The following is a 25,735-nucleotide window of genomic DNA, read 5'->3' on the forward strand; positions in this document are numbered from 1 at the left end:
CCTAGTTACTGTTCGCTTGCGAACCAGGGCGCGCGGGCGGTCATGATCAACGCCGCTGCTCGCTCTTCGTCGACGCCTTCGATGTCTTTCAGATCATCGATGGCCTGCTCGGCAAGGTCTTCCATGGTGACGATACCCTTGCTGGCCAGGATGTATGCCAGATGACTCTCCATGCCTTCCATGTTGAGCAGATCTTCGGCCGGCTGTGCGCCGTCCAGCTGCTCTTCAGTGGCGATGGCGAGATTCAGCAGTTCATCCTTGGCCCGAGCGCGCAGCTCCTCGACCAGATCCTGGTCAAAGCCCTCGACCTCGAGCATTTCCTCGAGCGGGACATAGGCGATTTCCTCGAGTGAGGTGAAGCCCTCGTCCACCAGGACACGGGCTAGATCCTCTTCAATCTCGAGATGAGTGATGAAATATTCGACAAAGCTGTCGATTTCCTGCTCGCGCTTGCCCTCGGCTTCCGCCTCGGTCATGACATTGAGCGACCAACCTGTCAGCTCACTGGCCAGGCGCACGTTCTGACCGCTACGACCAATGGCCTGTGCCAGATTGTCCGCGGCGACAGCGACATCCATGGAATGGGTGTCTTCGTCGACCAGAATGGAGCCGACATCGGCCGGTGCCATGGCGTTGATGACCAACTGGGCAGGATTGTCATCCCACAGGATGATATCCACGCGTTCATTACGCAGTTCGTTTGACACGGCCTGCACACGCGAGCCGCGCATGCCGACACAGGCACCGATCGGGTCGATGCGCTTGTCATTGCTCTTGACCGCAATCTTGGCCCGCGAGCCCGGATCGCGAGCCGCGCCCTTGATCTCGATCAGCTGCTCGGCGATTTCCGGCACCTCGATCTTGAACAGTTCGATGATCAGCTCCGGACGCGTCCGCGAGAGTATCAACTGGGATCCACGCGCCTCGGTATCAACCTTCCAGAGCAATGCGCGTACTCGCTCGTTCAAGCGGTAACGCTCGCCATGGATCATCTCGCCGCGCGGCAGGAAGCCTTCGGCGTTGTCGCCCAGGTCGATGATCAGGCCGTCACGTGTCGTTTTCTTGACGATCCCCGCGACCAGCTCGCCTTCACGCTCCGCGTACAGGCGAACGACTTCGGCACGCTCGGCTTCGCGCACCTTCTGTACGATGACCTGCTTGGCCGTCTGGGCAGCGATACGACCGAAGGCTTCGGACTCGATCTGCTGCTCGACCACGGCGCCCAGCGCCAGCGGCTCTTCGCGCTGTTCGGCGATACTGGCCTTGATCTCGTAGTCCGGCGTCTCGAACTCGTCGTCTTCCACGACGGCCCAGCGACGGAAGGTCGCATAATCACCGGTGACACGATCGATCTTGACGCGGATATCCGCCTCTTCCTGATCGAAACGCTTGCGTGAAGCCGAAGCCAGTGCCGCCTCGACGGCCTCGAAAATCACATCCCGCGGCACGCCCTTCTCATTGGAGATGGCGTCAACGACCAGCAGAATCTCTTTGCTCATGACTTTGCCTCGCCAGAAACCTGTCCTTGCGCATCGACTCGAGCTCGCCAAGCGAGCAATGTGCCGACAACGTCAGTTATTTGAACTGCGGCACAATGCGTGCCTGGTCGATGCTTTCGATCGGAAAGCAGTATTCTTCTTCGTCGACCCGGATCACGACATCACCGTCTTCGGTGCCAGTCACCAGCCCCTGGTACTTGCGCTGGCCATCGAAGGCCTGACGCAGTCGCAGTGCCACCACATGACCGATGTAGCGCTCGTACTGATCAAGCGTGAACAGCGGACGATCCATGCCTGGGGATGAAACTTCAAGCTGGAACTGGCCCGTGATGGGGTCCTCGACATCCAGCACGGCTCCGACCTGACGACTGACGCTTGCGCAGTCATCCACGGAAATGCCATCGGAATGGTCGATATAGATCACCAGACGGGACTGCTTGCCTTGGGAGAGATAGTCGATACCCCAGAGCTCGAAGCCCAGAGCAGAAACGACGGGATCGATAAGCGCTTTAAGCGTAGCGTCCTTGGTTGACACAGACGAGGCTCCTACAGCAGTTGCATCAGGCACCTGACCGGGAGTAGAGAGGAGAGCTAGGTGGCTGATTGGCACTGGTGCTAACAAAAAGCCCCTTCATAGGAAGGGGCCTTTCAAGAAACTTGGTAGCGGGGACCGGATTTGAACCGATGACCTTCGGGTTATGAGCCCGACGAGCTACCAGACTGCTCCACCCCGCAACAATAGTCGGACGATGGTAATGTCACCGTAAAAGGAGGTCAAGGAATGACGTCTTTCAAAGGTGGCAGAGTTGCGTCCAGACTGCCAATCGATCTAACAGGATGGTGCCGAAGGGGGGACTTGAACCCCCACGACCATAAGGTCACTACCCCCTCAAGATAGCGTGTCTACCAATTCCACCACTTCGGCACGGGGGCGGGTATCGCCTGAGACGTTACCCGGAAGAATTCAAACGATAATGCCTTGAATTCCTTAGAGTACTGGTTGGTCTGCGTTGCCGCTTTCCTCGAGCACTGGCGACGTATTCTCCACACTTTCACTGGAGTCGTCAAGTGATGGCAGTGAATTTTTCTGCTGCTCGATCACGGTGGCATTCGGGATGCCCGCTTCCACGGAGGTCTGGTTGGCATTGGAGGCGAACCAGGCCAGGGTCAGGGACGTCGCGAAGAAGCCTGCTGCCAGCACGCCGGTGAAGCGCGCGAGGAAGTTGCCACTACCGCTGGACCCGAAAACGGTCTGGGAAGCACCACCACCACCGAAGGCAGCGCCAGCTTCGGCACCCTTGCCCTGCTGGAGAAGGACGAGCACGATCAGTGCGACCGCGAGTACCACATGGACCATCAGAACGGCTACTTGCATGAGATTCAACCTGCAGACTGGCAAATGGCTAGGAATTCGTCGACCTGGAGAGAAGCACCTCCCACCAGGCCGCCGTCGATATCCGGCTGCGCGAGCAGCTCGGCGGCATTGGCAGCTTTCATGCTACCGCCGTACAGCAATTGCATGGCATCCGCGAGAGACGCGGACCACTCGCCCAGGCGTGCACGGATAGCGGCGTGCATGGCTTGCGCCTGCTCAGGCGATGCCGTGCGGCCGGTACCGATCGCCCAGACCGGCTCATAGGCCACGACAAGACGGGCACGCGCCTCAGCGGACAGCTCGGAGAACACGGCCTCCAGCTGACCCAGCACGACACGCTCCGACTCACCGGCTTCACGCTCTTCCAGTGTCTCACCGATGCACAGTACCGGCGTGAGGCCTGACGCGAGAGCCGCATTGACTCGTGCAAGCACGGCAGCATCGTCCTCGCCATACAGGCTGCGACGCTCGGAGTGCCCGACCAGCACCAGCGTCATGCCCACATCCTTGAGCATGCTGCCTGCCACCTCACCGGTGAAGGCGCCTGATTCCGCCGGGTTCAACGTCTGGGCGCCCAGCAGGACCGTCGCCGGCAGCCGCTCGCGCGCAGCGCTCAGATAAGGGAAAGGCAATGCCAACGCCACCTGAACACCCTGGGGCAGCGCTGCGGCCCCCAGTGCGTCGGCGAACCCGTCGATCAGGGCAAGATCGCCATTCATCTTCCAGTTACCGGCAATCAGCGGTGTACGCATGTGCTTCTCCCTTATGAGCAGTGCGAGGATGGTAATGGAGCGGCCCCTGACTGACAACCTCATCGCGAACTGTCAAGCCCTGCAGGCACGCTCGATCGGGCCTTTCATTACGCTCAGAATCGACGACAGGCGCACTGGGCGCCTGTCGTCGATTCTGATGACCGCGGGTGATATCAGCGGGCCTGCATGCTGGCCTCGACCGCCGAGGCGATCTGACGGGCCAGTGCCTGCACATCAAAGTGCGGCCGCCCCTCGACCATGACACGGATCAGTGGCTCGGTACCACTGGGACGCAACAGTACGCGACCTTCGCTGCTCAGCGTCTCTTCCACTTCCGCTACCGCGGCCTGGACGGCATCCGCCGCCATCAGCGCCTGGTTGTCACAGCCCGGAGTCAGACGCACGTTGATCAACGCCTGCGGCGCCTTCTCGAAACCGACCAGCAACTCACTGAGAGAACATTCCTCACGCGCCATGATCGCCAGCACCTGCAGCGCGGAGACGATGCCATCGCCGGTGCTCTGGATATGGCTGCAGACGATGTGACCGGAGGATTCCCCCCCCAACTGCCAGCCATTGGCTTCCAGACGCTCGATGACGTAGCGGTCACCGACCTTGGCACGCTCGAAGGGAATTCCCAGACCTTCCAGCGCTGCCGCCAGACCGAAGTTGGACATCAGCGTGCCGACGACACCGCCCCCCAGCACCCCACGCTCGTGACGATCCCGCGCGATCATGTAGAGGATGTCATCGCCATCGATGACCCGGCCATCGGCATCGACCAGGATCAGACGGTCCCCGTCGCCATCGAAGGCCACGCCAAGATCGGCGCCCTGCTCGATCACGGCCGCACGCAGTGCCTGCGGGTTGGTGGAGCCGACATCCTGGTTGATGTTCAGACCATCTGGTTCGCCACCGATGACGCTGACCTTGGCGCCCAGCTCACGGAAGACATTCGGCGCGATGTGGTAGGTCGCGCCATGCGCGCAATCCAGCACCACTTTCATGCCATGCAGGCCCAGACGGCCCGGCAGGGTGGACTTGCAGAATTCAATGTAACGGCCGGCGGCATCCTGGATGCGCGAGGCCTTGCCGAGGCTATCCGGCCCGACGATCTCGATATCGCGATCCAGCTCGGCCTCGATCTCGGCTTCCAGCGCATCATCCAGCTTGGTGCCGGCCGCGGAGAAGAACTTGATGCCATTGTCCGGATAGGCATTGTGCGAGGCCGAGATCACGATACCGGCATCCGCGCGGAAGGTCCGCGTCAGATAGGCGATGCCCGGTGTCGGCATCGGCCCCAGCAGGGAGACATCCACGCCTGCGGCAGAAAGACCGGACTCGAGCGCCGACTCGAACATGTACCCCGAGATGCGCGTGTCCTTGCCGATCAGTACCTTGCCGCGGCCATGGCGTGCAAAGACACGCCCGGCCGCCCAGCCCAGCTTGAGCATGAAGTCTGGCGTGATCGGGAATTCACCGACCGTGCCGCGAATACCATCCGTACCAAAATAACGTCGACTCATCGTATCGTGCCTTCCTGTAGCACGGCCCACGTCATGTCGACAGCATCGACAGTCGGGGCCACGTCGTGAACGCGTAGCAATCGGGCACCTTCACGGACGGCAAGTGCCGTCAGCGCCAGATTGCCAGCCAGTCTATCCTCTACCGCGCGCCCGAGCGCATTGCCGATCATGCTCTTGCGAGAGGTGCCGATCAGCAGCGGGAGGGTGAATTCGTGCAGCTGCGCCATGCGGTGATACAGACGCAGATTGTCTTGCAGGGACTTGCCGAAGCCGAAGCCGGGGTCCAGCAACAGACGCGAACGCTCGATCCCTGCGGCCTCACAGACGGTGATGCGCTCGGCTAGAAAGTCACTGACCTCATCCTCGATCGACTGCGCATAGGCGGTATCCTGCTGCATGGTGTCCGGCTCGCCACGCATGTGCATCAGGCACACCGGCAGGCCGCTGCGTGCGGCCGCCTCAAGGGCGCCCTCACGACGCAATGCACGCACGTCATTGATCATGCCAGCCCCGAGACGCGCCGTTTCCTGCATCACCTCCGGGGTACTGGTATCGACGCTCACCAGCGCCCCCAGCTCGCTCACCAGCCGCTCGACGACCGGACAGACACGTGCCAGCTCCTCATCCGCACTGACAGGGCTCGCCCCCGGGCGGGTCGACTCACCGCCCACGTCGATGATGGCAGCGCCATCGGCCAGCATCCGCTCGGCATGGCGCAGCGCGGCATCCAAGGTCGCGCTGCGCCCACCATCCGAGAAGGAGTCCGGGGTCACATTGAGAATCCCCATGACACGCGGGCGTGACAGGTCAAGCGTGCGTCCACCGCAGTCAAGCGCCATTGAATGGCCCACCACGGGCTCGCGTGGCAGTGAATCAGCGTAAGTCGACATGATCACCCATGCAGAAAACGGGCAGCCAGGACGAACATCATGGCTGCCGGAGAAGGAATCGGGCACCCACTTTAAAGAGGCCTCATCGGCCGCGCAAGGCGTCGAACGGCCGCCACATGGGGCGTCAGCAGATGGCAACGCCATCTGCCCAGGCAAATCATCTGATCAGGGCCAGGAACCTGAGCCACGCCGCGCAGGATAGTGAGTCACACCGCCTCACCCACACTTACCCGGCTCACCCCGACGCCTGATCGCGGATGACATCATCTGCCATCAGCCGCCTCGGGGCATCCAGGGCGCCGCGAATGTCTGCCCCGAAAACGACAACGCCCGAGCGGAAGGTCCGCTCGGGCGTTGTGAGAGTCAGCGCGATGATGGCTGATTCATGGCTCAGTGACCGCTTGGACCACCCAGCGGATCTGACGGACGGCGGCGCGTATCTTCCTCACCGTCGTCAGTGTCTGCGTCATCGCTGTCAGACCCGGGGGCCTCAGGCGCCTCAGCTTTCGGCGTGTCGGCCACCGGTGCGACGAGACCACTGTCACCACCACCGGCCGGGCCACCCCAGTCCTTGGGCGGACGCGGAGTACGCCCTGCCATGATGTCGGCCAGCTGCTCGGCATCGATGGTCTCGTAGGTCATCAGCGCCTCGGTCATCGCATCCAGCTTGTCGCGATTCTCCTCAAGGATCTGCTGTGCCTTGGCGTAGCACTCGTCGATGATACGACGCACTTCCTTGTCGAGACGTGAGGTGGTGTCGCCCGACTTCAGCTTGCCGCCGCCCTGACCCGGACCGCCGAGGAACTGGTGAGACTCGTCCTCATCGTACATGATCGGGCCCATTTCACTGGAGAGACCCCATTTGGCGACCATGTTGTGGGCAAGCTCGGTGGCACGCTTGATGTCGTTGGAAGCCCCGGTGGTGACACCATTCGGCCCCAGCGTCATCTCTTCGGCGATACGACCGCCGAACAGCGAGCAGATCTGACTGATGATCTGCTGGCGAGAATAGCTGTAGCGATCCTCTTCCGGCAGGAACATCGTCACACCCAGCGCACGGCCTCGCGGAATGATCGAGACCTTGTAGACCGGATCATGCTCTGGCATCACCAGACCGATGATGGCGTGACCGGACTCGTGATAGGCCGTGTTGCGCTTCTCCTTCTCGGACATGACCATCGATTTGCGCTCGGCGCCCATCATGATCTTGTCCTTGGCCAGCTCGAGCTCTTCCATGCCGACCAGGCGCTTGTTGCGACGTGCAGCGAACAGGGCCGCTTCATTGACCAGGTTGGCCAGATCCGCGCCAGAGAAGCCCGGCGTACCCCGTGCGATATTGACCGGCACCACGTCGTCGCCCATCGGCACCTTGCGCAGGTGAACGCCGAGGATATGCTCGCGGCCACGGATGTCCGGCAGGCCTACCATGACCTGGCGGTCGAAACGGCCCGGGCGCAGCAGCGCAGGGTCAAGCACGTCTGGACGGTTGGTTGCCGCGATGACGATGATGCCGTCATTCGCTTCGAAGCCATCCATCTCGACCAGCAGCTGGTTCAGAGTCTGCTCGCGCTCATCGTGACCACCGCCCATGCCGGAGCCACGGTGGCGGCCGACGGCGTCGATCTCATCGATGAAGATGATGCACGGCGCCTGCTTCTTGGCCTGCTCGAACATGTCACGCACACGGGAGGCACCGACACCGACGAACATCTCGACGAAGTCAGAACCGGAGATGCTGAAGAACGGCACCTTGGCCTCGCCGGCAATCGCCTTGGCGAGCAGGGTCTTGCCGGTACCCGGCGGACCCACCATCAACACGCCACGCGGAATCTGACCGCCAAGACGCTGGAACTTGCTGGGGTCCTTGAGGAAGTCGACCAGTTCCTCGACCTCTTCCTTCGCTTCGTCACAGCCCGCGACGTCGCTGAAGGTGGTCTTGATCTGATCCTGGCTCAGCAGCTTGGCCTTCGACTTGCCGAAGCTCATCGGGCCACCCTTGCCGGCACCACCACCCTGCATCTGGCGCATGAAGAACATGAAGATGGCCAGGATGATCAGAATCGGGAAGCTGGCAATCAACAGACGTGTCCACAGCGACTGCTGCTCAGGCTTCTTGCCGATGACCTCCACCTTGTTGGAGAGCAGGTCATCCATCAGCTTGGGATCGGACGCCGCCGGCCGGATGGTGGTAAAGCTGGAGCCATCGGCCCGCTCACCCTCGATGGTGTAGCCATCGATGGTCACGCTCTTGATCCGGTCGTTCTGCACCTGCTGGACGAACTGTGAATAGTTCATCGCCTGCGGCGAGGTATCGACGCTGAAGTTGTTGAACACCGTCAGCAGCACTGCCGCGATGATCAACCAGAGAATCAGGTTCTTCGCCATGTCGTTCAAGGGGACACCCTCATTGCATGAATCTGTCTTGGCATGCCGTGAATACTCCGACTGCCGTCTTGTGGTGGCCTGCCATGCTATCTGATCGTGCCTGCGGGGTATCAAACGACGCAACACGCCGCCTTGCCTACCGAGTCACTCAAAGCTTGCCTGCGTTGTTCTGCTTGCCGATCGATGATGATGCGACCTTGGCATCTCATCAACCTGTTACCGGCCCTCCGTGCTCAAGGCCCAATGCTATCGACACTACACCAGATGGGGGCCGGCAACCATTGCTTAAAGGCCGGCACCGGACTATTCAGCCGATAGTCGGCCTATATCAGAGATACAACGACTTCGACCGAGGCACAATGATTCCAGCCTGACCAAGTATGCCATCGGCCGCCTTAACCGGTGATGAAGTCGTCGTCCGGGGCAGAAATCGGGATCGCCTGGCATCGAGGGCAACGTCAGCCCTTGAACCCCTGCCCAAGCAGGTAGACCTCGCGCGAGCGGGCGCGCGACGCTTCCGGCTTGCGCGTGACGACCTTGTTGAAGCTGCCACGCATGTCCTTCAGGTAGGCATCGAAGCCCTCTCCCTGGAAGACCTTGACCAGAAAGTTGCCACCCGGCTTGAGCGTCTGGCGCGCCAGATCCAGCGCCAGCTCGACCAGATACATGCCGGCAGGCTGATCTATCGCGCTCATGCCGCTCATGTTGGGTGCCATGTCGGAGATCACGAGATCCACCGGGCGATCCCCCAAGGTGGCCAGAATCTGGTTCAGCACGGTCTCTTCGGTGAAGTCACCCTGGATGAAATCGACACCGGCCAGGGCGTCCATCTCAAGGATGTCGGAGGCGATGACCACGCCTTCCATGCCGACGCGATCCGCGGCGATCTGGCTCCAACCACCGGGGGCGGCACCTAGGTCGATGACGGTAGCGCCCGGCTTGAGCAGGCGGTCCTTGTCATCGATTTCAATCAGTTTGTAGCTGGCACGGGAACGATAGCCATCGGCCCAGCTGCGCTGGACATAGGCGTCATCAAAGTGTTCCTTCATCCAGCCAGCGCTGCTCTTGCTGGGGTGAGCCACGTTGTCACCTGGAATGTCGGGGGAAATCGAATACTGGCGGGAGATGGTGCGGGGGGGATAACGACGTCACGAAAGGCGTGGCAAGCTTGCGCACGGGTCGTGTCATGAGCGTCGTCATGGAGTAGAATGGCGGGTCCTGCGCGCGGTTCCGCCCGCGGGCACAGACATTGCCTGCGCAACAGACGGGTTCACACCCCTGGATTTCAAGCCCTGGAGTCGACCCTGTCTTTCGCTACGCTCCCCGCTCCCATCGGACGCCAACAGGGAAACTTTACGATACCATGAGCTTGTCACAGTCACAAAAGAAAGCATTTCGCAGCATCGGGCACCATCTTGACCCGATCGTCACCGTCTCGGAAAACGGCCTTTCCGACGGCGTCGTGACCGAACTCGAGCGCGCACTGCACGATCACGAACTGATCAAGCTGAAGCTGGCGATCAATGATCGCGAAGCCCGTGGCGAGGTGGCTCGCCACCTGTGCAGCGAAACCGGCGCGACCCTGATCCAGAGCATCGGCAAGATCGCCCTGCTGTATCGCCGCAACCCGCAGGCCAAGCCGAAGCTGTCCAACGTACAGCGCTTCAGCGAGAAGTAAGCCGCCGGGCCCAGGCCTGACGAGGCTCACCTCGCACGCCACGCCTGCCGCAGACAGAAACGCCGCCCTCATCGAGGGCGGCGTTTCTATTTTCTGTGACTGACAATCACGACCTGACGCGCTGATTCAGCTCAAAGGTGATGTCGTCCAGCGCCCGCTGGGTGACCTGATGACGCTTGAGTGTCGTCTGTCTGGACTCCCCCTCACCGCTGCCGGCATCACGATACTTGATGACCAGCGTCTTCTTGTCGAAGGTGAAATCCTCGATCAGCTCATACTCGATCTTGCGACACCCCATGAGTGGTGACGGCCGCAGATAAAGCGACTGATTGCCGAAGTGCGCCAGCGGCACCACCAAGTGGAAAACTCCCCTCGCCAACAGGGCACTCCCCAGGACCAATGACGGCGTCAATAGCGCCGAGTCCCCGGTGTACCGATAGGCAAACGACTGGGAGACCACATATGCCACCCCGAACAGCATGAACCCGAGCACCATGAAGATGGCCACCATGGAGGTTGCCATGATGCGCTTTTCCGGCTGACTTCCCTGTACTTCCATTACTCCCTCCCTGAAGGATTTCGTGCCCGCAGGCAAAAAAACAGCCCTGCCGGGATGACCGGCAGGGCTGTCACGACATCAGGATCTGACGAATCAGAGGCGATGCTCTTCAGATGTGACGTGCTTCAGATGTGATGCACTTCGGAGATTTCATACTCCACATCGCCACCCGGGGTACGCACGACCACGACATCCCCTTCTTCCTTGCCGATCAGCGCACGCGCGATCGGTGAGGTAACGGAGATCTTGCCGTCCTTGATGCTGGCCTCATCCTCACCCACGATGCGATAGCGCACTTCGCTGTCGTCATCGAGGTTCATCAGATCAACCGTGGTACCGAAGATCACCTTGCCTGTCTTGGGCAGCTTGGTGACATCGATGACCTGGGACATCGAGAGCTTGGCTTCAATCTCCTGGATACGCCCCTCGATGAAACCCTGTTGCTCACGCGCGGCGTGATACTCGGCGTTCTCCTTGAGATCGCCGTGCTCACGTGCTTCCGCGATGTCAGCGATGACCTTGGGGCGTTCCGTGCCCTTGAGGTGCTCGAGCTCCTTGCGCAGGCGATCTTCGCCCTCGACGGTCATCGGACTTCTACTCATATCATGACTCCTGCATGCAGATCCTGGAGACGACGGACCTTGACATCGTTTCCGTACTCGAGCGCCATGCACACGGCATTGGCACCCGCCAGCGTCGTGGCATAGGGCACCTTGTGCGCCAGCGCAGTGCGGCGAATCACGGACGAGTCATTGATGGCCTGACGTCCCTCAGTGGTGTTGACGATGTAGGCGATCTCGCCGTTCTTGATCATGTCGACGATATGCGGCCGCCCCTCGAACACCTTGTTGACGGGTTCAACCTCGAGCCCGGCAGCGGCAATCACCTCTGCCGTGCCACGGGTAGCACAAAGCGTAAAGCCCAATGTTACCAGAGAGCGGGCCACCTCGATAACGCCCGCCTTGTCGAACTCGCGCACGGACAGGAACGCCTTGCGATCGCCCGTCAATGTCGGGATGGCTTCCCCGGCGCCCAGCTGCGCCTTGTAGAAGGCCTCGGCGAAGGTATCGCCAGAGCCCATCACTTCACCGGTGGACTTCATCTCCGGTGACAGGATCGGATCGACACCCGGGAACTTGGCGAACGGCAGCACCGCTTCCTTGACACTGTAGAAGGTCGGCACGATTTCCTGGGTGAAACCGATCTCTTCCAGGGTCTGGCCGGCCATGCAACGCGCGGCGATCTGCGCCAGTGACTGGCCGATGCACTTGGAGACGAACGGCACGGTACGCGAGGCACGCGGGTTGACCTCGATGACATAGATCACGCCATCCTGCCAGGCCAGCTGAACGTTCATCAGACCGACGACGTTGAGCTCCAGCGCCATGCGCTTGACCTGCTCACGCATCTCTTCCTGGACGTCTGCCGGCAGCGAGTAAGGCGGCAGTGCGCACGCCGAGTCACCGGAGTGGATACCAGCCTGCTCGATGTGCTGCATGATGGCGCCGATCACGACCTGCTTGCCGTCGGACACCGCGTCGATGTCGACCTCGATGGCGGCATTCAGGAAGTGATCCAGCAGCACCGGCGAGTCATTGGAGACCTTGACCGCGTGGGTCATGTAGTTCTCGAGCTCGGAGGCGGAGTAGACGATTTCCATCGCGCGGCCGCCCAGCACGTAGCTCGGACGCACCACCAGCGGGTAGCCGATGGTTTCGGCCTTGACGAAGGCCTCCTCGAAGCTGCGTGCGGTGGCGTTTTCCGGCTGGATGAGACCGAGCTTCTCGATCATCTGCTGGAAACGTTCGCGGTCTTCGGCGCGATCGATGGCGTCCGGCGTGGTACCGATGATCGGCACACCGGCGGCCTCGAGCTCACGGGCCAGCTTCAGCGGCGTCTGACCGCCGAACTGGACGATGACACCGACAGGCTGTTCCTTGTCGGCGATCTCCAGCACGTCTTCCAGCGTCACCGGCTCGAAGTAGAGGCGATCGGAGGTATCGTAGTCGGTGGACACGGTTTCCGGGTTGCAGTTGACCATGATGGTCTCGTAGCCGTCCGCGCGCATGGCGAGGGAGGCGTGGACGCAGCAGTAGTCGAACTCGATGCCCTGACCGATGCGGTTCGGACCACCGCCCAGCACCATGATCTTCTTCTTGTCGCTGACCTCGGCCTCACACTCCTCCTCGTAGGTGGAGTACATGTAGGCGGTGTCGGAAGCGAACTCCGCGGCACAGGTATCGACACGCTTGTAGACCGGGCGGATGCCCTGCTGCTGACGATGCTTGCGGAAGGCCTTCTCGGACACGCCCATCAGGCGCGCCAGACGGGCATCACTGAAGCCCTTGCGCTTGAGACGGAACAGACGATTGGCATCCATCTCGCCCAGAGAACTTGCCGCCACTTCGCCTTCCTGAGCGATCAGGTCGGCCAGCTGCACCAGGTACCAGCGGTCGATGTTGGTGAGACGGAAGATCTCTTCGATGCCAAGGCCGGCACGCATGGCGTCGGCGATGTAGAAGATACGCTCAGCACCGGCGGCCTGCAGCTCGCCCTTGATGCGCGCCATGTTCTCGTCGCCGTAGTCGGCCACGATGGAATCGAGACCATCGACACCGGTCTCCATGCCACGCAGTGCCTTCTGCAGGGATTCCTGGAAGGTACGACCGATGGCCATGACTTCGCCGACCGACTTCATCTGCGTGGTCAGACGGTCATTGGCCTGCGGGAACTTCTCGAAGGTGAAGCGCGGAATCTTGGTGACGACATAGTCGATGGACGGCTCGAAGGACGCCGGCGTCTTGCCACCGGTGATGTCGTTCTGCAGCTCGTCCAGGGTATACCCGATGGCCAGCTTGGCGGCGATCTTGGCGATCGGGAAACCGGTCGCCTTGGAGGCCAGCGCAGAGGAGCGCGACACGCGCGGGTTCATCTCGATCACGACCATGCGACCGGTGTCCGGGCAGATGCCGAACTGGACGTTGGAGCCACCGGTCTCGACACCGATCTCGCGCAGGACGGCCAGCGATGCATCACGCATCAGCTGGTATTCCTTGTCGGTCAGGGTCTGTGCCGGGGCGACAGTGATGGAGTCACCGGTATGCACGCCCATCGGGTCGAAGTTCTCGATGGCACACACGATGATGCAGTTGTCGTTCTTGTCACGAACGACCTCCATCTCGTATTCCTTCCAGCCCAGCAGCGATTCGTCGATCAACAGCTCACGGGTCGGCGACAGCTCGAAACCGCGATGGCAGATCTCTTCGAATTCTTCACGGTTGTACGCCACGCCGCCGCCGGAACCGCCCATGGTGAAGCTGGGACGGATGATGGACGGGAAGCCCAGCTCGGCCTGGATTTCCCAGGCCTCTTCCATGGAGTGTGCGACCTTGGCCTTCGGGCACGCCAGGCCGATCTTCTTCATCGCCTTGTCGAAGCGATCACGGTCTTCGGCCTTGTCGATGGTATCGGCGTTGGCACCGATCATCTCGACGCCGAATTTCTCGAGCACGCCTTCGCGCTCCAGGGCCAGTGCACAGTTCAGTGCGGTCTGGCCACCCATGGTCGGCAGGATGGCGTCCGGACGCTCCTTCTCGATGATGCGCGCCACGGTCTCCCAGGTGATCGGCTCGATGTAGGTCGCGTCGGCCATCACCGGGTCGGTCATGATGGTGGCCGGGTTGGAGTTGACCAGGATGACCCGGTAACCCTCTTCACGCAGGGCCTTGCAGGCCTGTGCGCCGGAATAGTCGAACTCGCACGCCTGGCCGATGACGATGGGGCCGGCGCCGATGATCAGGATGCTTTTCAGGTCTGTACGTTTCGGCATGTCTCTTCCCGCAATGATCTGGTGACTGAACTCAACGATGGATCAGGCCCTCGGGCCTGCGCTCGGCTCAGCGTCGCGCGCGCATCATCTCGATGAAACGATCGAACAGCGGGGCGACGTCCTGCGGGCCGGGGCTGGCTTCCGGGTGACCCTGGAAGCTAAAGGCCGGACGGTCGGTGCGCTCGATGCCCTGCAGACTGCCGTCGAACAGCGACTTGTGGGTCGCGCGCAGATGGCTCGGCATACCGGCTTCATCCACCGCGAAGCCATGGTTCTGACTGGTGATCATCACCACACCACTGTCGAGATCCTGCACCGGGTGGTTGGCACCATGGTGACCGTGGCCCATCTTGACCGTGCTCGCACCGGAGGCCAGGGCCAGCAGCTGGTGACCGAGGCAGATACCGAAGACCGGCGTCTCGGTCTCGAGCACTTCACGAATCGCGGTGATGGCGTAGTCGCAGGGTTCGGGGTCGCCCGGACCGTTGGACAGGAAGATGCCATCCGGGTTGAGCGCCAGCACCTCGGCGGCAGGCGTCTGCGCCGGCACGACGGTCAGACGGCAGCCACGCGATGCCAGCATGCGCAGGATGTTGTGCTTGACGCCGTAGTCGTAGGCGACCACGTGGAAGGGGCGCTCTGACTCACGGGTGTCGGCGTAGCCTTCTCCCAGGGTCCATTCGCCTTCGTGCCACTCGAATGACTCGCGGCAGGAGACTTCCTTGGCCAGGTCCATGCCCTTGAGGCCAGGGAAGGCACGAGCGGCTTCCAGCGCACGCTCGACGGCGTCATCTCCCTGAGCATCCTCACCGGCGAGAATGGCGCCGTTCAGCGAGCCCTTCTCGCGCAGGATGCGCGTCAAACGACGCGTGTCGATATCCGCGATGCCGACGACATTCTCGTCACGCAGGTACTGATCGAGAGAGCGAGTGGAGCGGAAGTTGCTGGCCAGCAGCGGGAGGTCGCGGATGACCAGGCCGGCGGCCGCGACATGATCGGACTCGTTGTCCTCGTCGTTGATGCCGGTATTGCCGATGTGCGGATACGTCAGAGTGACGATCTGTCGGGTGTAGGAGGGATCGGTCAGGATTTCCTGGTAGCCGGTCATGGCAGTGTTGAACACCACCTCGCCACTGGTCTGCCCATCAGCGCCGATGGCGCTGCCGTGAAATACACTGCCGTCTTCCAAGGCCAGTATCGCGGGTTTGATCAACGCAACGTCCTCCCCTAAGTGTCCACTTTCCTGCCCGGAATCCGCGGTCGAACACCGGACATGCTGCTTGATTGTCGTACTCGGCTGACGCCGAGTCTGGGTCCCGCTGCCACTCTTCCCACGCGCCTTCCCCATGTGAGGAGCGCTCGCCGGAAGCGGCAAATTCAGGCTGCAAAAAAGCGGGACGAAACCGAAAAATCAGGCTTCATCCCGCTTGTTATCATTCTTCGGAATATTGCTTGTCACAGCGGCCCCAAGAGTGCGGCCAAATTGGGTAGAGATTACCCGAATCCTGCGGTGCTGACCACCCCATGACTGCACCGCGAGCGGGCGGCAGTGCCCACCATACGGTCGTTTCGTCACAGCAGTCAGCTTGCGGAGCATCGGGAGTGATCGCGAGCCTGTCCCCCGAATCACCTGCCAGGAACGTTTCCCGCCGCAAGGTGCAACATCCATCACCGCCGACCGACAATATCCTGTCGGCAGTGACAGCTTCCACGATGCTCCCGGAAGCCACTCGAACGCGGCAAATCGAGTGCCCAGGACGCGTTCTCGACCCGAGCCCCCGACGGGACATCACTTGAGACCCAGCACGTCCTGCATGTCGTAGCGTCCGACGCCACGCGCTGACAGCCACTCGGCGGCACGCGCCGCACCCTTGGCGAAGGTCATGCGGCTTGAGGCCTTGTGGGTGATCTCGATGCGCTCGCCTTCGGTGGCGAACATCACGGTATGCTCGCCGACGATGTCACCGGCACGCACGGTGGCGAAGCCAATTTCCTTGTCGGTACGCGGGCCACACTGCCCTTCGCGTGCAAAGACACCGTGGGTCTCGAGATCACGACCGATGGCATGTGCCACCGCCTCGCCCATCGCCAGTGCCGTGCCGGAGGGGGCATCGACCTTGTGGCGGTGGTGCGCCTCGATGATCTCGATGTCATACCCCGCATCCCCCAGTGCCTGGGCTGCCGTTTCCAGCAGCTTCAGCGTCAGATTGACGCCGGAGCTCATGTTGGCGGCAAACACGAAGGGCACGCTGTCGCGATAGCCATCCAGTTGCTCGAGCTGCTCCGGGCTGAAACCGGTCGTGCCGATGACCATGCGCTTGCCGTGCTCCGAGCACAGCGCCAGGTTGGCCAGCGTCACCTGCGGCGCGGTGAAATCGATCACGACATCAACGTCATCCACCACGGCGGCCAGACTGTCACTGGCGACCACACCCAGACGCCCCTGCCCCGCCAGCTCGCCGATGTCGGCACCTGCCAGGGAGCTGCCGGCCTCGACGATGCCCGCTGTCAGCGTCAGGCCTTCCACGGCACCGACGGCCTCGACCAACGTGCGTCCCATGCGTCCGGCGACGCCCATGATTGCGATACGGGTCATGCTGACTCCTGCCTGTTGTGGGTCTTGAGGGCAGCCACCCCACGGCGATGATGAGGGTGTGCCACCTGTGCTGTCCCCGCGAGTATATCAGCCGCCTGCAGCGTTGGCTGACGTCATGTATTTGCCCTCGTTACGCGCTAGAGTAGCGGGAGACTGAGTTCCTGCCCGTCCACGCCACTCCCTCTTCACCGCTCAGTTCCCGGAGTCAGCATGTCGCTACTTCATCGTTATGCCATTCGTCATTGGCGCCTGCTGCGCCTCGCGACCCTTGCCACGGCAGTTGCCGGCCTGCTGAGTGCCTGTGGCGTTCACCCGCGCCCCTACTCGCTGGCCTCGCCGGAGCAGATGAGCCAGCTGCCGGAGATCCAGTGGTGCGGCACCCTCAAGCTGCCAGGCAAGTGGCTGGATGGCACCCCCGTCGGCGGCCTGTCCGATATCGGCTGGGACAAGGATGAATCCCTGCTGTACGCCGTGTCGGACCGGGGCTGGCTGCACCGTCTGCGCCTGGCCTTCCGCCATGGGGAGCTGGTCGGTGCCAAGGCACTCAAGACCTATACGCTGCGCGACGAGACCGACATCTCCCTGCAAGGCGCCCTGAGCGATGCCGAAGGCATGCAGCTGCTGAAGGACCACAACGGCCGGCGCGGCGATACCCGTCTGGTCATCAGCTTCGAGCAGCAACCCCGAGTCGAGCACTTCCTGCCCAGCGGACTGGCGATCAGCGAACCCGCCACCCCCGTGGGCGTACGCGGTGCCGCCCCCAACAATGGCATGGAGGCGCTGACCCTGCACCCCGAGTACGGCCTGCTCGCCGGTCTGGAAGCCACCCCGGAGGGCATGGACGAAGGCACCACGCGCCTGTTTACGCTGGATGGCAAGCAGGAATGGCGCTACCCCCTGGCCAGCGACACGGGCTCGAGCCTGACCGCCATGGAGATGCTGCCGGACGGGGACATCCTGATGCTGGAGCGCGCCTTCTCGCCGCCCTATCCGCTGGTCATCAGCCTGCGTCGCGCACATCTGGGAGAGCCGGGGACGACCGTCGAGGTCCGCACCCTTGCCCGCCTGTCGAGTGGCGAGGGGTGGTCACTGGACAACTTCGAAGGGCTCACGCACCTGGAGGGCAATCGCTTCCTGATGGTCTCGGATGACAACTTCAGCAGCTTCCAGACCACGCTGCTGAGCTGTTTCGCGGTGATCGAGCCCGAGGCCTTCACGCCAGCCTCTCAAGAGTGAAACATCGCCTGACAGCGCATCGCTGATGACATGTCAGGCGAGCCCTGACAATGAAAAAGCCCCACACCCGAGTCATCGGGGTGGGGCTTTCGCGTTGCGCATCCGCCAGCGCGGAGGAGAACGAAGACGCAGCCTAGGGCTTCATATCCTCGAAGAACTTCTTCACGCCATCGAAGAAGCTGTTCTCCTTCGGCGAGTGGCTCTTGCCGGTATCGCCAAGACTCTGCTGGAACTGGCGCAGCAGCTCCTTCTGCTCTTCGTTCAGGCTGACAGGTGTCTCGATGACCACCTTGCACAGCAGATCGCCGGCAGGGCCACCACGCACCGGCTTGACGCCCTTGCCGCGCAGTCGGAACAACTTGCCCGTCTGGGTCTCGGCCGGAATCTTGAGCACGACACGACCATCCAGCGTCGGGACGTTGAGCTCACCACCGAGCGCTGCATCCACGAAGCTGATCGGCACTTCACACTGCAGGTGACGCCCATCACGCTTGAAGATCTCGTGCTCGCGCAGATTGACCTGGACATACAGATCACCTGACGGCCCGCCGTTGACACCGCCCTCGCCTTCGCCGTTCAGGCGGATACGGTCACCGGTGTCGACGCCCGGCGGAATCTTGACCGAGAGGGTCTTGGATTCCTGCACGCGGCCTTCGCCGTGACACTTGCGGCACGGTACGCTGATCTTCTCGCCACGCCCGTGGCAGGTCGGACATGCCTGCTCGACCGCGAAGAAGCCCTGCTGCATGCGCACCTTGCCCATGCCGTTGCAGGTCGGGCAGGTTTCCTTGGTGGAACCCGGCTCGGCGCCGTCACCATCACAGTGACCACAGGCAGCCAGACGCGGCACGCGGATGTCGACCGTGGTACCGGCGACCGCCGATTCCAGATCGAGATCAAGGTTGTAGCGCAGGTCGCTGCCACGCTGAGGAGCGTTCGGATTGCGACGACCACCGCCGCCACCGAAGATGTCACCGAAGACATCGCCGAACACGTCGCCGAAGCCACCGGCACCACCACCAAAGCCACCGCCGCCGAAGCCACCGCCGCCCTGGCCGTCGACACCGGCATGACCGAACTGGTCATAGGCCGCGCGCTTGTCCGCATCGGACAGCACTTCATAGGCTTCCGACACTTCGCGGAACTTCTCCGCCGAGGCCTCATCATCCGGATTGCGGTCAGGGTGATGCTTCTGAGCCAGGCGTCGGTACGCCTTCTTGATGTCCTTGGTGTCGGCGCCACGCTCGACACCAAGCACTTCGTAATAATCACGCTTGGACATGGATCAGGTCCGCCTGGATTGCTGGCAGCCCAAGGCTGCCTGTCTGTTCTGGGATATCGGCTGTCACCGACAGCGTGCGCCCACGCGATACGCTACCGGTGCAAACGACAACGCGGGACACCTTCGCAAGGCTCCCGCGCTGTCATCAGACGTCGTTCAAGAGATCCCTCAGGACTTCTTGTCGTCGTTGACTTCCTCGTACTCGGCGTCAACCACGTCGTCGTCTTGCTTCTTGTCAGCCTGACCGTCGCCAGCCTGCTCACCCTGGGCACCCTGCTCGGCGTACATCTTCTGCGCCAGGTTGCCGGAGGCTTCGGTCAGCGCATCCAGCTTGGCCTGGATCGCGTCCTTGTCATCGCCTTTCAGGGCTTCTTCCAGCTCGGAGATCGCCGTCTCGATGGCTTCCTTCTCGCTGGCTTCGGCCTTGTCACCGGCTTCGGTCAGGGTCTTTCTGGTCGCGTGGATCATGCCATCGGCCTGATTGCGCAGCTGGACCATTTCCTCGAACTTCTTGTCCTCGTCGGCGTTGGCTTCCGCGTCACGCACCATCTGTTCGATCTCTTCGTCGGACAGGCCGCCGGAAGACTTGATGACGATGGACTGTTCCTTGCCGGTGGCCTTGTCCTTGGCGGACACGTTCAGGATACCGTTGGCATCCAGATCGAAGGCGACTTCGATCTGCGGCACACCACGCGGGGCCGGCGGAATGTCGGCCAGGTCGAAACGACCCAGGGACTTGTTCTGTGCCGCCTGCTTGCGCTCACCCTGCAGGACGTGGATGGTCACCGCGCCCTGGTTGTCGTCAGCGGTGGAGAACACCTGAGACTTCTTGGTCGGGATGGTGGTGTTCTTCTCGATCAGCGGAGTCAGCACGCCACCCATGGTCTCGATGCCCAGCGTCAGCGGCGTCACGTCCAGCAGCAGCACGTCCTTGACGTCGCCACCCAGCACGCCACCCTGGATACCGGCGCCGACGGCGACCGCTTCATCCGGGTTGACGTCCTTGCGCGCTTCCTTGCCGAAGAATTCAGCGACCTTGGACTGCACCAGCGGCATGCGAGTCTGACCACCGACCAGGATGACATCGTCGATCTCGGAAGCGGACAGGCCGGCATCGGCCAGAGCGGTCTGGCACGGCTTCAGGGAGCGAGCGACCAGCTCATCGACCAGCGACTCGAGCTTGGAACGGGTCACCTTGACGTTCAGGTGCTTCGGACCGGTGTTGTCTGCGGTGATGTACGGCAGGTTCACGTCGGTCTGCTGAGCGCTGGACAGCTCGATCTTGGCCTTCTCGGCAGCTTCCTTCAGACGCTGCATGGCGAGATTGTCGCCGGACAGGTCGATGCCGCTGTCGGACTTGAACTGGTCAACGAGGTAGTTGATCAGATGCATGTCGAAATCTTCACCGCCCAGGAAGGTGTCGCCGTTGGTGGCGAGCACTTCGAACTGGGTCTCACCGTCGACGTCCGCGACTTCGATGATGGAGATATCGAAGGTACCGCCACCCAGGTCGTAGACCGCGATGGTCTTGTCACCACGAGACTTGTCCATGCCGTAGGCGAGTGCCGCGGCAGTCGGCTCGTTGATGATGCGCTTGACCTCGAGACCCGCGATGCGGCCGGCGTCCTTGGTCGCCTGACGCTGGGAGTCGTTGAAGTAGGCCGGCACGGTGATGACCGCTTCGGTGACTTCTTCACCGAGGTAGTCTTCCGCGGTCTTCTTCATCTTCTTGAGGATTTCCGCACTGATCTGCGGCGGTGCCATCTTCTTGTCCTTCACCTGGACCCAGGCATCGCCATTGTCGGCTTCGACGATCTTGTACGGCACCATCTTGATGTCTTTCTGGACGACATCATCCTTGAACTTGCGACCGATCAGACGCTTGACCGCGAACAGGGTGTTCTCCGGGTTGGTCACTGCCTGACGCTTGGCCGACTGACCAACAAGGATCTCGTTGTCGTCGGTGTAGGCGATGATGGACGGCGTGGTGCGGCCACCTTCAGCGTTTTCGATGACCTTGGTCTTGTCGCCGTCGAGCACTGCCACACAAGAGTTGGTAGTACCCAAGTCAATACCGATGATGCGTCCCATAATCGTATACCTCGAATCTGTTGCTAGCCTGAAAGATGAGTCTGGTTGTCGGTACCTTGTGTCGGCACCTGAACTTGCTTCAATAAGTGGGGTCGCGCGTCAGGCTTTCAAGGGTGTGCTGGCATTTTTTGCCGCCCTGATCCTCCTTGAAGCCCCGCAGGGCGGGCATGTGCCATCACGACACATGCCCTCATGGCCACTCGACCCCGCAGGGCCTCAGTTGGCCTTGCTGACCGCGACCATCGCCGGACGCACCAGGCGACCATTGAGGGTGTAGCCCTTCTGCATCACGTCGATGACGCTGTTCGGCTCGGCATCCGGAGATGGCACCATGGCGACCGCCTGATGGTATTCCGGGTCGAAGGGCTCGCCGTGCGGGTCCAGCTGCTCGACGCCTGACTTGTTCAGGGCATCCAGCTGCATTTTCAAGGTCATCTCGATACCTTCGACATGTGCCTTGGCTGCCTCGTCGTCGCTCATGGACTCAAGCGCCTTCTCGAGCGAGTCCACCACCGGCAGCATTTCCTTGACGAACTTCTCCAGCGCGAACTTGCGAGCCTTCTCGGCATCCTGTTCGGCGCGACGGCGCGCGTTCTGCGCCTCGGCAGCTGAACGCAGCGCCTGGTCCTTCGCCTCCTTCACCGCCTGCTCGAGTTCCTCGACCTGAGCGGCCAGCATCTCGGCTTCCGGATTGTCGATCAGCTCACCTTCGCTTTCGGCGGCGACATCGGTGGCATCCAGTATGTCTTCAATCACTTCGCCTTCCGGAGTTTCCGGCTGCGGCTCGGCGTCGCGAGCGGCACGCTGAAGTTCTTCATCCATCGGGGTCTGCGGATCCTGAGCCATGCTGTTCTCCTGCGGGCCGACGTCTGTGCGCCATTGCCCTGTTCGTGGCCTGCGGAGCCTGCCTCGAGACGACGATGGCAAGCCCCTGAAGACAGGCCATGAGTTGCCTGTAGGGCAGCAAGGCCGCGCCATTGCTGCCGACGATGAGTGTCAGGGCCTTTATATGGGGCCGGCACTCGGCTTCTCAAGCCTTCGATGCGGCTTTTCTGCCAGCTGAGTCCGGCATGGATTGAAGGCCGACGGAGCGTGCTGTATAAAAAGCCATATACACTGTATGTACATCCTGTATGGCGACTCCGTAGTCACCCCCGAAACGGGCAATGATCGGCACGGCGTACGCCCCAGCTTCCCTTCGGAGGTAGTCATGCTGCTACAGCTCGCCATTCAAGATTTCGCCATCGTCGAGACACTGGAACTCGATTTTCGCCGCGGCATGACCGCCATCACCGGCGAGACGGGTGCCGGCAAGTCCATCCTGCTCGGTGCACTCGGCCTGTGCCTGGGCGAACGTGCCGATGCTGGCAGCGTGCGACACGGCGCGGATCGCGCGGATCTCATCGCACGCTTCGATATCACAAGCCTCAGCGACGCGCGCGAGTGGCTGGACGAACGCGAGCTGGGCAGCGACGACTGCCTGCTGCGCCGGGTGATCACCGCCAGCGGACGCTCGAAGGCCTGGATCAACGGCACCCCCTGCACCATCGCGGACCTGCGGGAACTGGGTGAGCACCTGATCGACATCCATTCCCAGCACGCCCACCACTCGCTGCTGAAGGAAGAGACGCACCTGCGTCAGCTCGACGAGTACGCCGGGATCGAGACGCAGGTCACGCAGCTGCGCGAGGACTTCCGCCACTGGCAGGAGGCACATCGCCGCCTCAAGCGCATGAGCAATGATGGCGACGAGGTACGCGCTCGTCGCCAGCTGTTGCGCTATCAGGTCGAGGAGCTTGATGAGCTGGCACTCAGCGAGGGCGAGCTGGAGGCACTGGAGCAAGAGCAGGAAACCCTGGCCAATGCCGAACAGATTCTCAGCGAGGCGCAGGCCGCCGCCGAGTGCTGCGATCATGATGATGAAGGCGCCCTCGCGCGCCTCAATCAGGCCGTGGCGCGACTGACACACCTGCCGGGCAGCGAGCAGGGTTCGCTGGCCAGCGCACTGGGCATGCTGGAAGAGGCACGCATCCAGATAGAAGAAGCGGCACGCGAGCTGAACCGCTTCGTCGAAGTCACCGAACTCGACCCGGAGCGCCTGGCCTTCGTCGATGAGCGCCTTGGGCGCATCCACCAGATCGCCCGCAAGCATCATGTCTTGCCCGAGGAGCTGCATGGCCTGCACCAGCGACTGAGCGAGGAGCTGGAAGGGCTCGGGGGTGACGAGGAGGCCATCGAGGCCCTGCGTCAGGAAGTGGCGGCCCGCCGGGATGCCTGGAAGATCCTGGCTACTGAGGTCGGTACGTCACGAGCCGCTGCCGCCCCCCAGCTGGCCAGCGACATCCAGGATCAACTGGCCTTCCTCGGCATGGGCAAGGCGACGTTCGAGGTTGCCGTCGAGCCACGCGAGCGCCCGCAACCCGAAGGCATGGAGCGCATCCACTTCCGCATCAGTGCCAACCCGGGGCAGCCGCCGCGGGCGCTGGCCAAGGTCGCTTCGGGCGGTGAACTGTCCCGCGTCTCGCTGGCCATTCAGGTGGTGGCCGCCAGTCGCTCGACCATTCCCAGCCTGGTCTTCGATGAAGTGGATGTCGGCATCTCCGGTGCGACCGCCGAGATCGTCGGTCAGCTGCTGCGCCGACTGGGCGACAAGGGTCAGGTGCTGACCGTCACCCACCTGCCTCAGGTCGCGGCCCAGGCGCATCAACATCTGCATATCGAGAAGCAGGCAGAGAAGAACACCACACGTACCCACATGGCACTGCTGGACGAGAGTGGCCGCGTGCGGGAACTGGCACGCATGCTGGGCGGCATTCACCTGTCCGAGCAGACCCTGGCACACGCTCGCGAGATGCTCAGCGCGGCGGACAGCCGTCACTGAGCCCCGACAGGCCGCCTTCCCGACGTCCATTCGTCCAATGAACCTCCTGGCAGTTCGAACGCCAGAAACACCAACGGCCGCCCCTGTGGGGCGGCCGTTGGTGTTTCTGTCCTGCAGCGAACCTTGTCATCCCTGACACAGGCGAGGCCTGAGCATCAGCTGTCGCTCTTGGTGTCCTTGGGACGCACGTAGAGCACCAGCGCATGCTCGACCAGCTCATAGCCATGCTCCTCGACGATCTCGCGCTGGCGGCGCTCGATCTCGGGATCACAGAACTCTATGATCTCGCCGCTGTCCAGACATACCATGTGGTCATGGTGTTCTTCCTGGGACAATTCGAAGACAGCATGGCCGCCATCGAAATTGTGACGCATCACCAGTCCAGCAGTTTCAAACTGGGTGAGCACACGATAAACCGTCGCCAGACCGACATCTTCGCCAGCCTCAAGCAACGCCTTGTACACGTCCTCGGCACTCAGGTGTCGATCCATCGATTTCTCGAGGATCTGCAGGATCTTGACTCGCGGTAGGGTTACCTTGAGTCCCGCCTTGCGCAGTTCATGGTTCTGATCGGCCATGCTGGGGTACTCTTCGCAGTCGCTTGATGTATCAGGTATGATCGGCCAAGGCAAAACGATAGGGAATCTTCAGGGCAAATGCAAAACTTGATCAAAACAGTCGCCTTTTGCAGCGCCCTGTCGCTGCTCACCGGGTGTAGCTACTTCAGCGTCTACAAGCGCGACCTTCCACAGGGCAACCTGATCAAGCCGGAAATGGTCGAGCAATTGAAGCCGGGCATGAGCCGCGAACAGGTCATCTATGTGATGGGTTCACCGCTGCTAACCGCTCCCTTCAGTGAGAATAGCTGGGACTACGTATATCGCCTCAAGAAAGCGGACGGCGAGATCATCAACAAGCGCGTCACGCTGAATTTCGACGGCGATGTGCTTTCCACCATCGACAAGAGCGGCGACATCGACAAGGAAACCGTCATCGTGCCGGACCTCGACATCGACCCGCGTGCCGCACAGCCGAACCGCAACGACAGTGGTGCAGGCGCCGCTGACCTGCCGGACGAGCTGTAAGTCGACCGCCAGCGGGCCCGTCATCGACGGGGCCCGCTGGCGGGAAACGGCATGCCCGCAAGCGCTCGGAC

The 25,735-nt window shown here is 62.0% G+C and carries 21 protein-coding genes and 2 tRNA genes; 4 read left to right on the plus strand and 19 right to left on the minus strand.

The features are described 5' to 3' along the window. Positions 1–5 precede the first annotated feature (5 nt). The 10 genes from nusA to rlmE form a co-directional block, all read right to left on the minus strand. Complete coding sequence (gene nusA, locus OW493_RS07035) at positions 6–1,499, minus strand: transcription termination factor NusA (protein WP_289863725.1); 1,494 nt, start codon at positions 1,497–1,499, stop codon at positions 6–8. Positions 1,500–1,575: 76 nt separating this feature from the next. Further along, positions 1,576–2,034, minus strand: coding sequence for a ribosome maturation factor RimP (gene rimP / locus OW493_RS07040; protein ID WP_077379486.1), 459 nt, complete (start codon positions 2,032–2,034; stop codon positions 1,576–1,578). Between the two features lie 123 nt (positions 2,035–2,157). Continuing rightward, positions 2,158–2,234: transfer RNA gene (locus tag OW493_RS07045), tRNA-Met, on the minus strand. 103 nt (positions 2,235–2,337) lie between these two features. Further along, a tRNA-Leu gene (locus tag OW493_RS07050) sits at positions 2,338–2,424 on the minus strand. A gap of 63 nt (positions 2,425–2,487) precedes the next feature. Beyond that, entirely contained in the window at positions 2,488–2,874 is a 387-nt protein-coding gene (secG, locus tag OW493_RS07055; protein WP_077379488.1) for a preprotein translocase subunit SecG, read from the minus strand. A gap of 5 nt (positions 2,875–2,879) precedes the next feature. Next, the gene (tpiA, locus tag OW493_RS07060) at positions 2,880–3,626 is read right to left on the minus strand and encodes a triose-phosphate isomerase (protein WP_289863726.1); all 747 of its coding nucleotides are present in this window, start codon (positions 3,624–3,626) and stop codon (positions 2,880–2,882) included. Between the two features lie 173 nt (positions 3,627–3,799). Then, positions 3,800–5,152 carry a phosphoglucosamine mutase gene (gene glmM / locus OW493_RS07065; protein ID WP_289863727.1) on the minus strand — a complete coding sequence of 451 codons (1,353 nt, stop codon included), beginning with the start codon at positions 5,150–5,152 and terminating at the stop codon, positions 3,800–3,802. Beyond that, positions 5,149–5,991: a dihydropteroate synthase gene (gene folP, locus OW493_RS07070; protein ID WP_240499765.1), complete on the minus strand. Its 843-nt coding sequence runs from the start codon at positions 5,989–5,991 to the stop codon at positions 5,149–5,151. The genes glmM and folP overlap by 4 nt, the downstream gene beginning before the upstream one ends. Before the next feature lie 441 nt (positions 5,992–6,432). Further along, positions 6,433–8,436: an ATP-dependent zinc metalloprotease FtsH gene (gene ftsH, locus OW493_RS07075; protein WP_289863728.1), complete on the minus strand. Its 2,004-nt coding sequence runs from the start codon at positions 8,434–8,436 to the stop codon at positions 6,433–6,435. A gap of 449 nt (positions 8,437–8,885) precedes the next feature. Next, the gene (gene rlmE, locus OW493_RS07080) at positions 8,886–9,536 is read right to left on the minus strand and encodes a 23S rRNA (uridine(2552)-2'-O)-methyltransferase RlmE (RefSeq protein ID WP_289863829.1); all 651 of its coding nucleotides are present in this window, start codon (positions 9,534–9,536) and stop codon (positions 8,886–8,888) included. Between the two features lie 254 nt (positions 9,537–9,790). Here rlmE and yhbY point away from each other — a divergent pair, with 254 nt between their 5' ends. After that, entirely contained in the window at positions 9,791–10,105 is a 315-nt protein-coding gene (yhbY, locus tag OW493_RS07085) for a ribosome assembly RNA-binding protein YhbY (RefSeq protein ID WP_077379496.1), read from the plus strand. Between the two features lie 106 nt (positions 10,106–10,211). On the opposite strand, the gene OW493_RS07090 is transcribed toward yhbY, so the two are convergent. From OW493_RS07090 to dapB, 5 genes are all read right to left on the minus strand, one after another. After that, positions 10,212–10,664, minus strand: a complete 453-nt coding sequence (locus OW493_RS07090; RefSeq protein ID WP_084209487.1) for a hypothetical protein — start codon at positions 10,662–10,664, stop codon at positions 10,212–10,214. Between the two features lie 125 nt (positions 10,665–10,789). Next, positions 10,790–11,266: a transcription elongation factor GreA gene (greA, locus tag OW493_RS07095; protein WP_077379500.1), complete on the minus strand. Its 477-nt coding sequence runs from the start codon at positions 11,264–11,266 to the stop codon at positions 10,790–10,792. After that, complete coding sequence (gene carB / locus OW493_RS07100) at positions 11,263–14,493, minus strand: carbamoyl-phosphate synthase large subunit (protein ID WP_289863730.1); 3,231 nt, start codon at positions 14,491–14,493, stop codon at positions 11,263–11,265. The genes greA and carB overlap by 4 nt, the downstream gene beginning before the upstream one ends. 67 nt (positions 14,494–14,560) lie before the next feature. Then, positions 14,561–15,706 (minus strand): glutamine-hydrolyzing carbamoyl-phosphate synthase small subunit, encoded by a 1,146-nt coding sequence (gene carA / locus OW493_RS07105; RefSeq protein WP_174775661.1) that lies wholly within the window; start codon positions 15,704–15,706, stop codon positions 14,561–14,563. A gap of 576 nt (positions 15,707–16,282) precedes the next feature. Next, positions 16,283–17,089 (minus strand): 4-hydroxy-tetrahydrodipicolinate reductase, encoded by an 807-nt coding sequence (gene dapB, locus OW493_RS07110; RefSeq protein WP_084209490.1) that lies wholly within the window; start codon positions 17,087–17,089, stop codon positions 16,283–16,285. A gap of 210 nt (positions 17,090–17,299) precedes the next feature. On the opposite strand from dapB, the gene OW493_RS07115 reads away from it, so the two are divergent. After that, positions 17,300–18,325 carry an esterase-like activity of phytase family protein gene (locus tag OW493_RS07115; protein ID WP_077379508.1) on the plus strand — a complete coding sequence of 342 codons (1,026 nt, stop codon included), beginning with the start codon at positions 17,300–17,302 and terminating at the stop codon, positions 18,323–18,325. A 133-nt stretch (positions 18,326–18,458) separates the two neighbouring features. On the opposite strand, the gene dnaJ is transcribed toward OW493_RS07115, so the two are convergent. The 3 genes from dnaJ to grpE all read right to left on the minus strand — a co-directional run bounded on the left by dnaJ (position 18,459) and on the right by grpE (position 22,544). Then, positions 18,459–19,607 carry a molecular chaperone DnaJ gene (gene dnaJ, locus OW493_RS07120; RefSeq protein WP_077379510.1) on the minus strand — a complete coding sequence of 383 codons (1,149 nt, stop codon included), beginning with the start codon at positions 19,605–19,607 and terminating at the stop codon, positions 18,459–18,461. A 168-nt stretch (positions 19,608–19,775) separates the two neighbouring features. Further along, on the minus strand, positions 19,776–21,698 hold the full coding sequence (gene dnaK, locus OW493_RS07125) for a molecular chaperone DnaK (RefSeq protein ID WP_077379512.1): 1,923 nt from the start codon (positions 21,696–21,698) through the stop codon (positions 19,776–19,778). 216 nt (positions 21,699–21,914) lie between these two features. Next, positions 21,915–22,544, minus strand: a complete 630-nt coding sequence (gene grpE / locus OW493_RS07130) for a nucleotide exchange factor GrpE (RefSeq protein WP_077379514.1) — start codon at positions 22,542–22,544, stop codon at positions 21,915–21,917. A gap of 364 nt (positions 22,545–22,908) precedes the next feature. On the opposite strand from grpE, the gene recN reads away from it, so the two are divergent. Continuing rightward, the gene (gene recN / locus OW493_RS07135) at positions 22,909–24,579 is read left to right on the plus strand and encodes a DNA repair protein RecN (protein ID WP_077379980.1); all 1,671 of its coding nucleotides are present in this window, start codon (positions 22,909–22,911) and stop codon (positions 24,577–24,579) included. Positions 24,580–24,734: 155 nt separating this feature from the next. Here recN and fur read toward each other — a convergent pair whose 3' ends face one another. After that, the gene (gene fur / locus OW493_RS07140; protein ID WP_077379516.1) at positions 24,735–25,157 is read right to left on the minus strand and encodes a ferric iron uptake transcriptional regulator; all 423 of its coding nucleotides are present in this window, start codon (positions 25,155–25,157) and stop codon (positions 24,735–24,737) included. A 78-nt stretch (positions 25,158–25,235) separates the two neighbouring features. Between fur and OW493_RS07145 the strand changes: the two genes are divergently transcribed. Then, positions 25,236–25,664, plus strand: a complete 429-nt coding sequence (locus tag OW493_RS07145; RefSeq protein WP_077379518.1) for an outer membrane protein assembly factor BamE — start codon at positions 25,236–25,238, stop codon at positions 25,662–25,664. The last annotated feature ends 71 nt before the right edge of the window (positions 25,665–25,735 follow it).

This window comes from Cobetia sp. 14N.309.X.WAT.E.A4, from assembly GCF_030397495.1.
GTDB classification, from domain to species: domain Bacteria; phylum Pseudomonadota; class Gammaproteobacteria; order Pseudomonadales; family Halomonadaceae; genus Cobetia; species Cobetia marina.

Bases quoted from the DNA above. Each gene is read 5' to 3' on its own strand.
- nusA (WP_289863725.1), bottom strand. From the start codon at position 1,499: ATGAGCAAAGAGATTCTGCTGGTCGTTGACGCCATCTCCAATGAGAAG.
- secG (WP_077379488.1), bottom strand. From the start codon at position 2,874: ATGCAAGTAGCCGTTCTGATGGTCCATGTGGTACTCGCGGTCGCACTG.
- tpiA (WP_289863726.1), bottom strand. From the start codon at position 3,626: ATGCGTACACCGCTGATTGCCGGTAACTGGAAGATGAATGGCGATCTT.
- glmM (WP_289863727.1), bottom strand. From the start codon at position 5,152: ATGAGTCGACGTTATTTTGGTACGGATGGTATTCGCGGCACGGTCGGT.
- folP (WP_240499765.1), bottom strand. From the start codon at position 5,991: ATGGCGCTTGACTGCGGTGGACGCACGCTTGACCTGTCACGCCCGCGT.
- yhbY (WP_077379496.1), top strand. From the start codon at position 9,791: ATGAGCTTGTCACAGTCACAAAAGAAAGCATTTCGCAGCATCGGGCAC.
- OW493_RS07090 (WP_084209487.1), bottom strand. From the start codon at position 10,664: ATGGAAGTACAGGGAAGTCAGCCGGAAAAGCGCATCATGGCAACCTCC.
- greA (WP_077379500.1), bottom strand. From the start codon at position 11,266: ATGAGTAGAAGTCCGATGACCGTCGAGGGCGAAGATCGCCTGCGCAAG.
- carB (WP_289863730.1), bottom strand. From the start codon at position 14,493: ATGCCGAAACGTACAGACCTGAAAAGCATCCTGATCATCGGCGCCGGC.
- dapB (WP_084209490.1), bottom strand. From the start codon at position 17,089: ATGACCCGTATCGCAATCATGGGCGTCGCCGGACGCATGGGACGCACG.
- OW493_RS07115 (WP_077379508.1), top strand. From the start codon at position 17,300: ATGTCGCTACTTCATCGTTATGCCATTCGTCATTGGCGCCTGCTGCGC.
- dnaJ (WP_077379510.1), bottom strand. From the start codon at position 19,607: ATGTCCAAGCGTGATTATTACGAAGTGCTTGGTGTCGAGCGTGGCGCC.
- dnaK (WP_077379512.1), bottom strand. From the start codon at position 21,698: ATGGGACGCATCATCGGTATTGACTTGGGTACTACCAACTCTTGTGTG.
- grpE (WP_077379514.1), bottom strand. From the start codon at position 22,544: ATGGCTCAGGATCCGCAGACCCCGATGGATGAAGAACTTCAGCGTGCC.
- recN (WP_077379980.1), top strand. From the start codon at position 22,909: ATGCTGCTACAGCTCGCCATTCAAGATTTCGCCATCGTCGAGACACTG.
- fur (WP_077379516.1), bottom strand. From the start codon at position 25,157: ATGGCCGATCAGAACCATGAACTGCGCAAGGCGGGACTCAAGGTAACC.
- OW493_RS07145 (WP_077379518.1), top strand. From the start codon at position 25,236: ATGCAAAACTTGATCAAAACAGTCGCCTTTTGCAGCGCCCTGTCGCTG.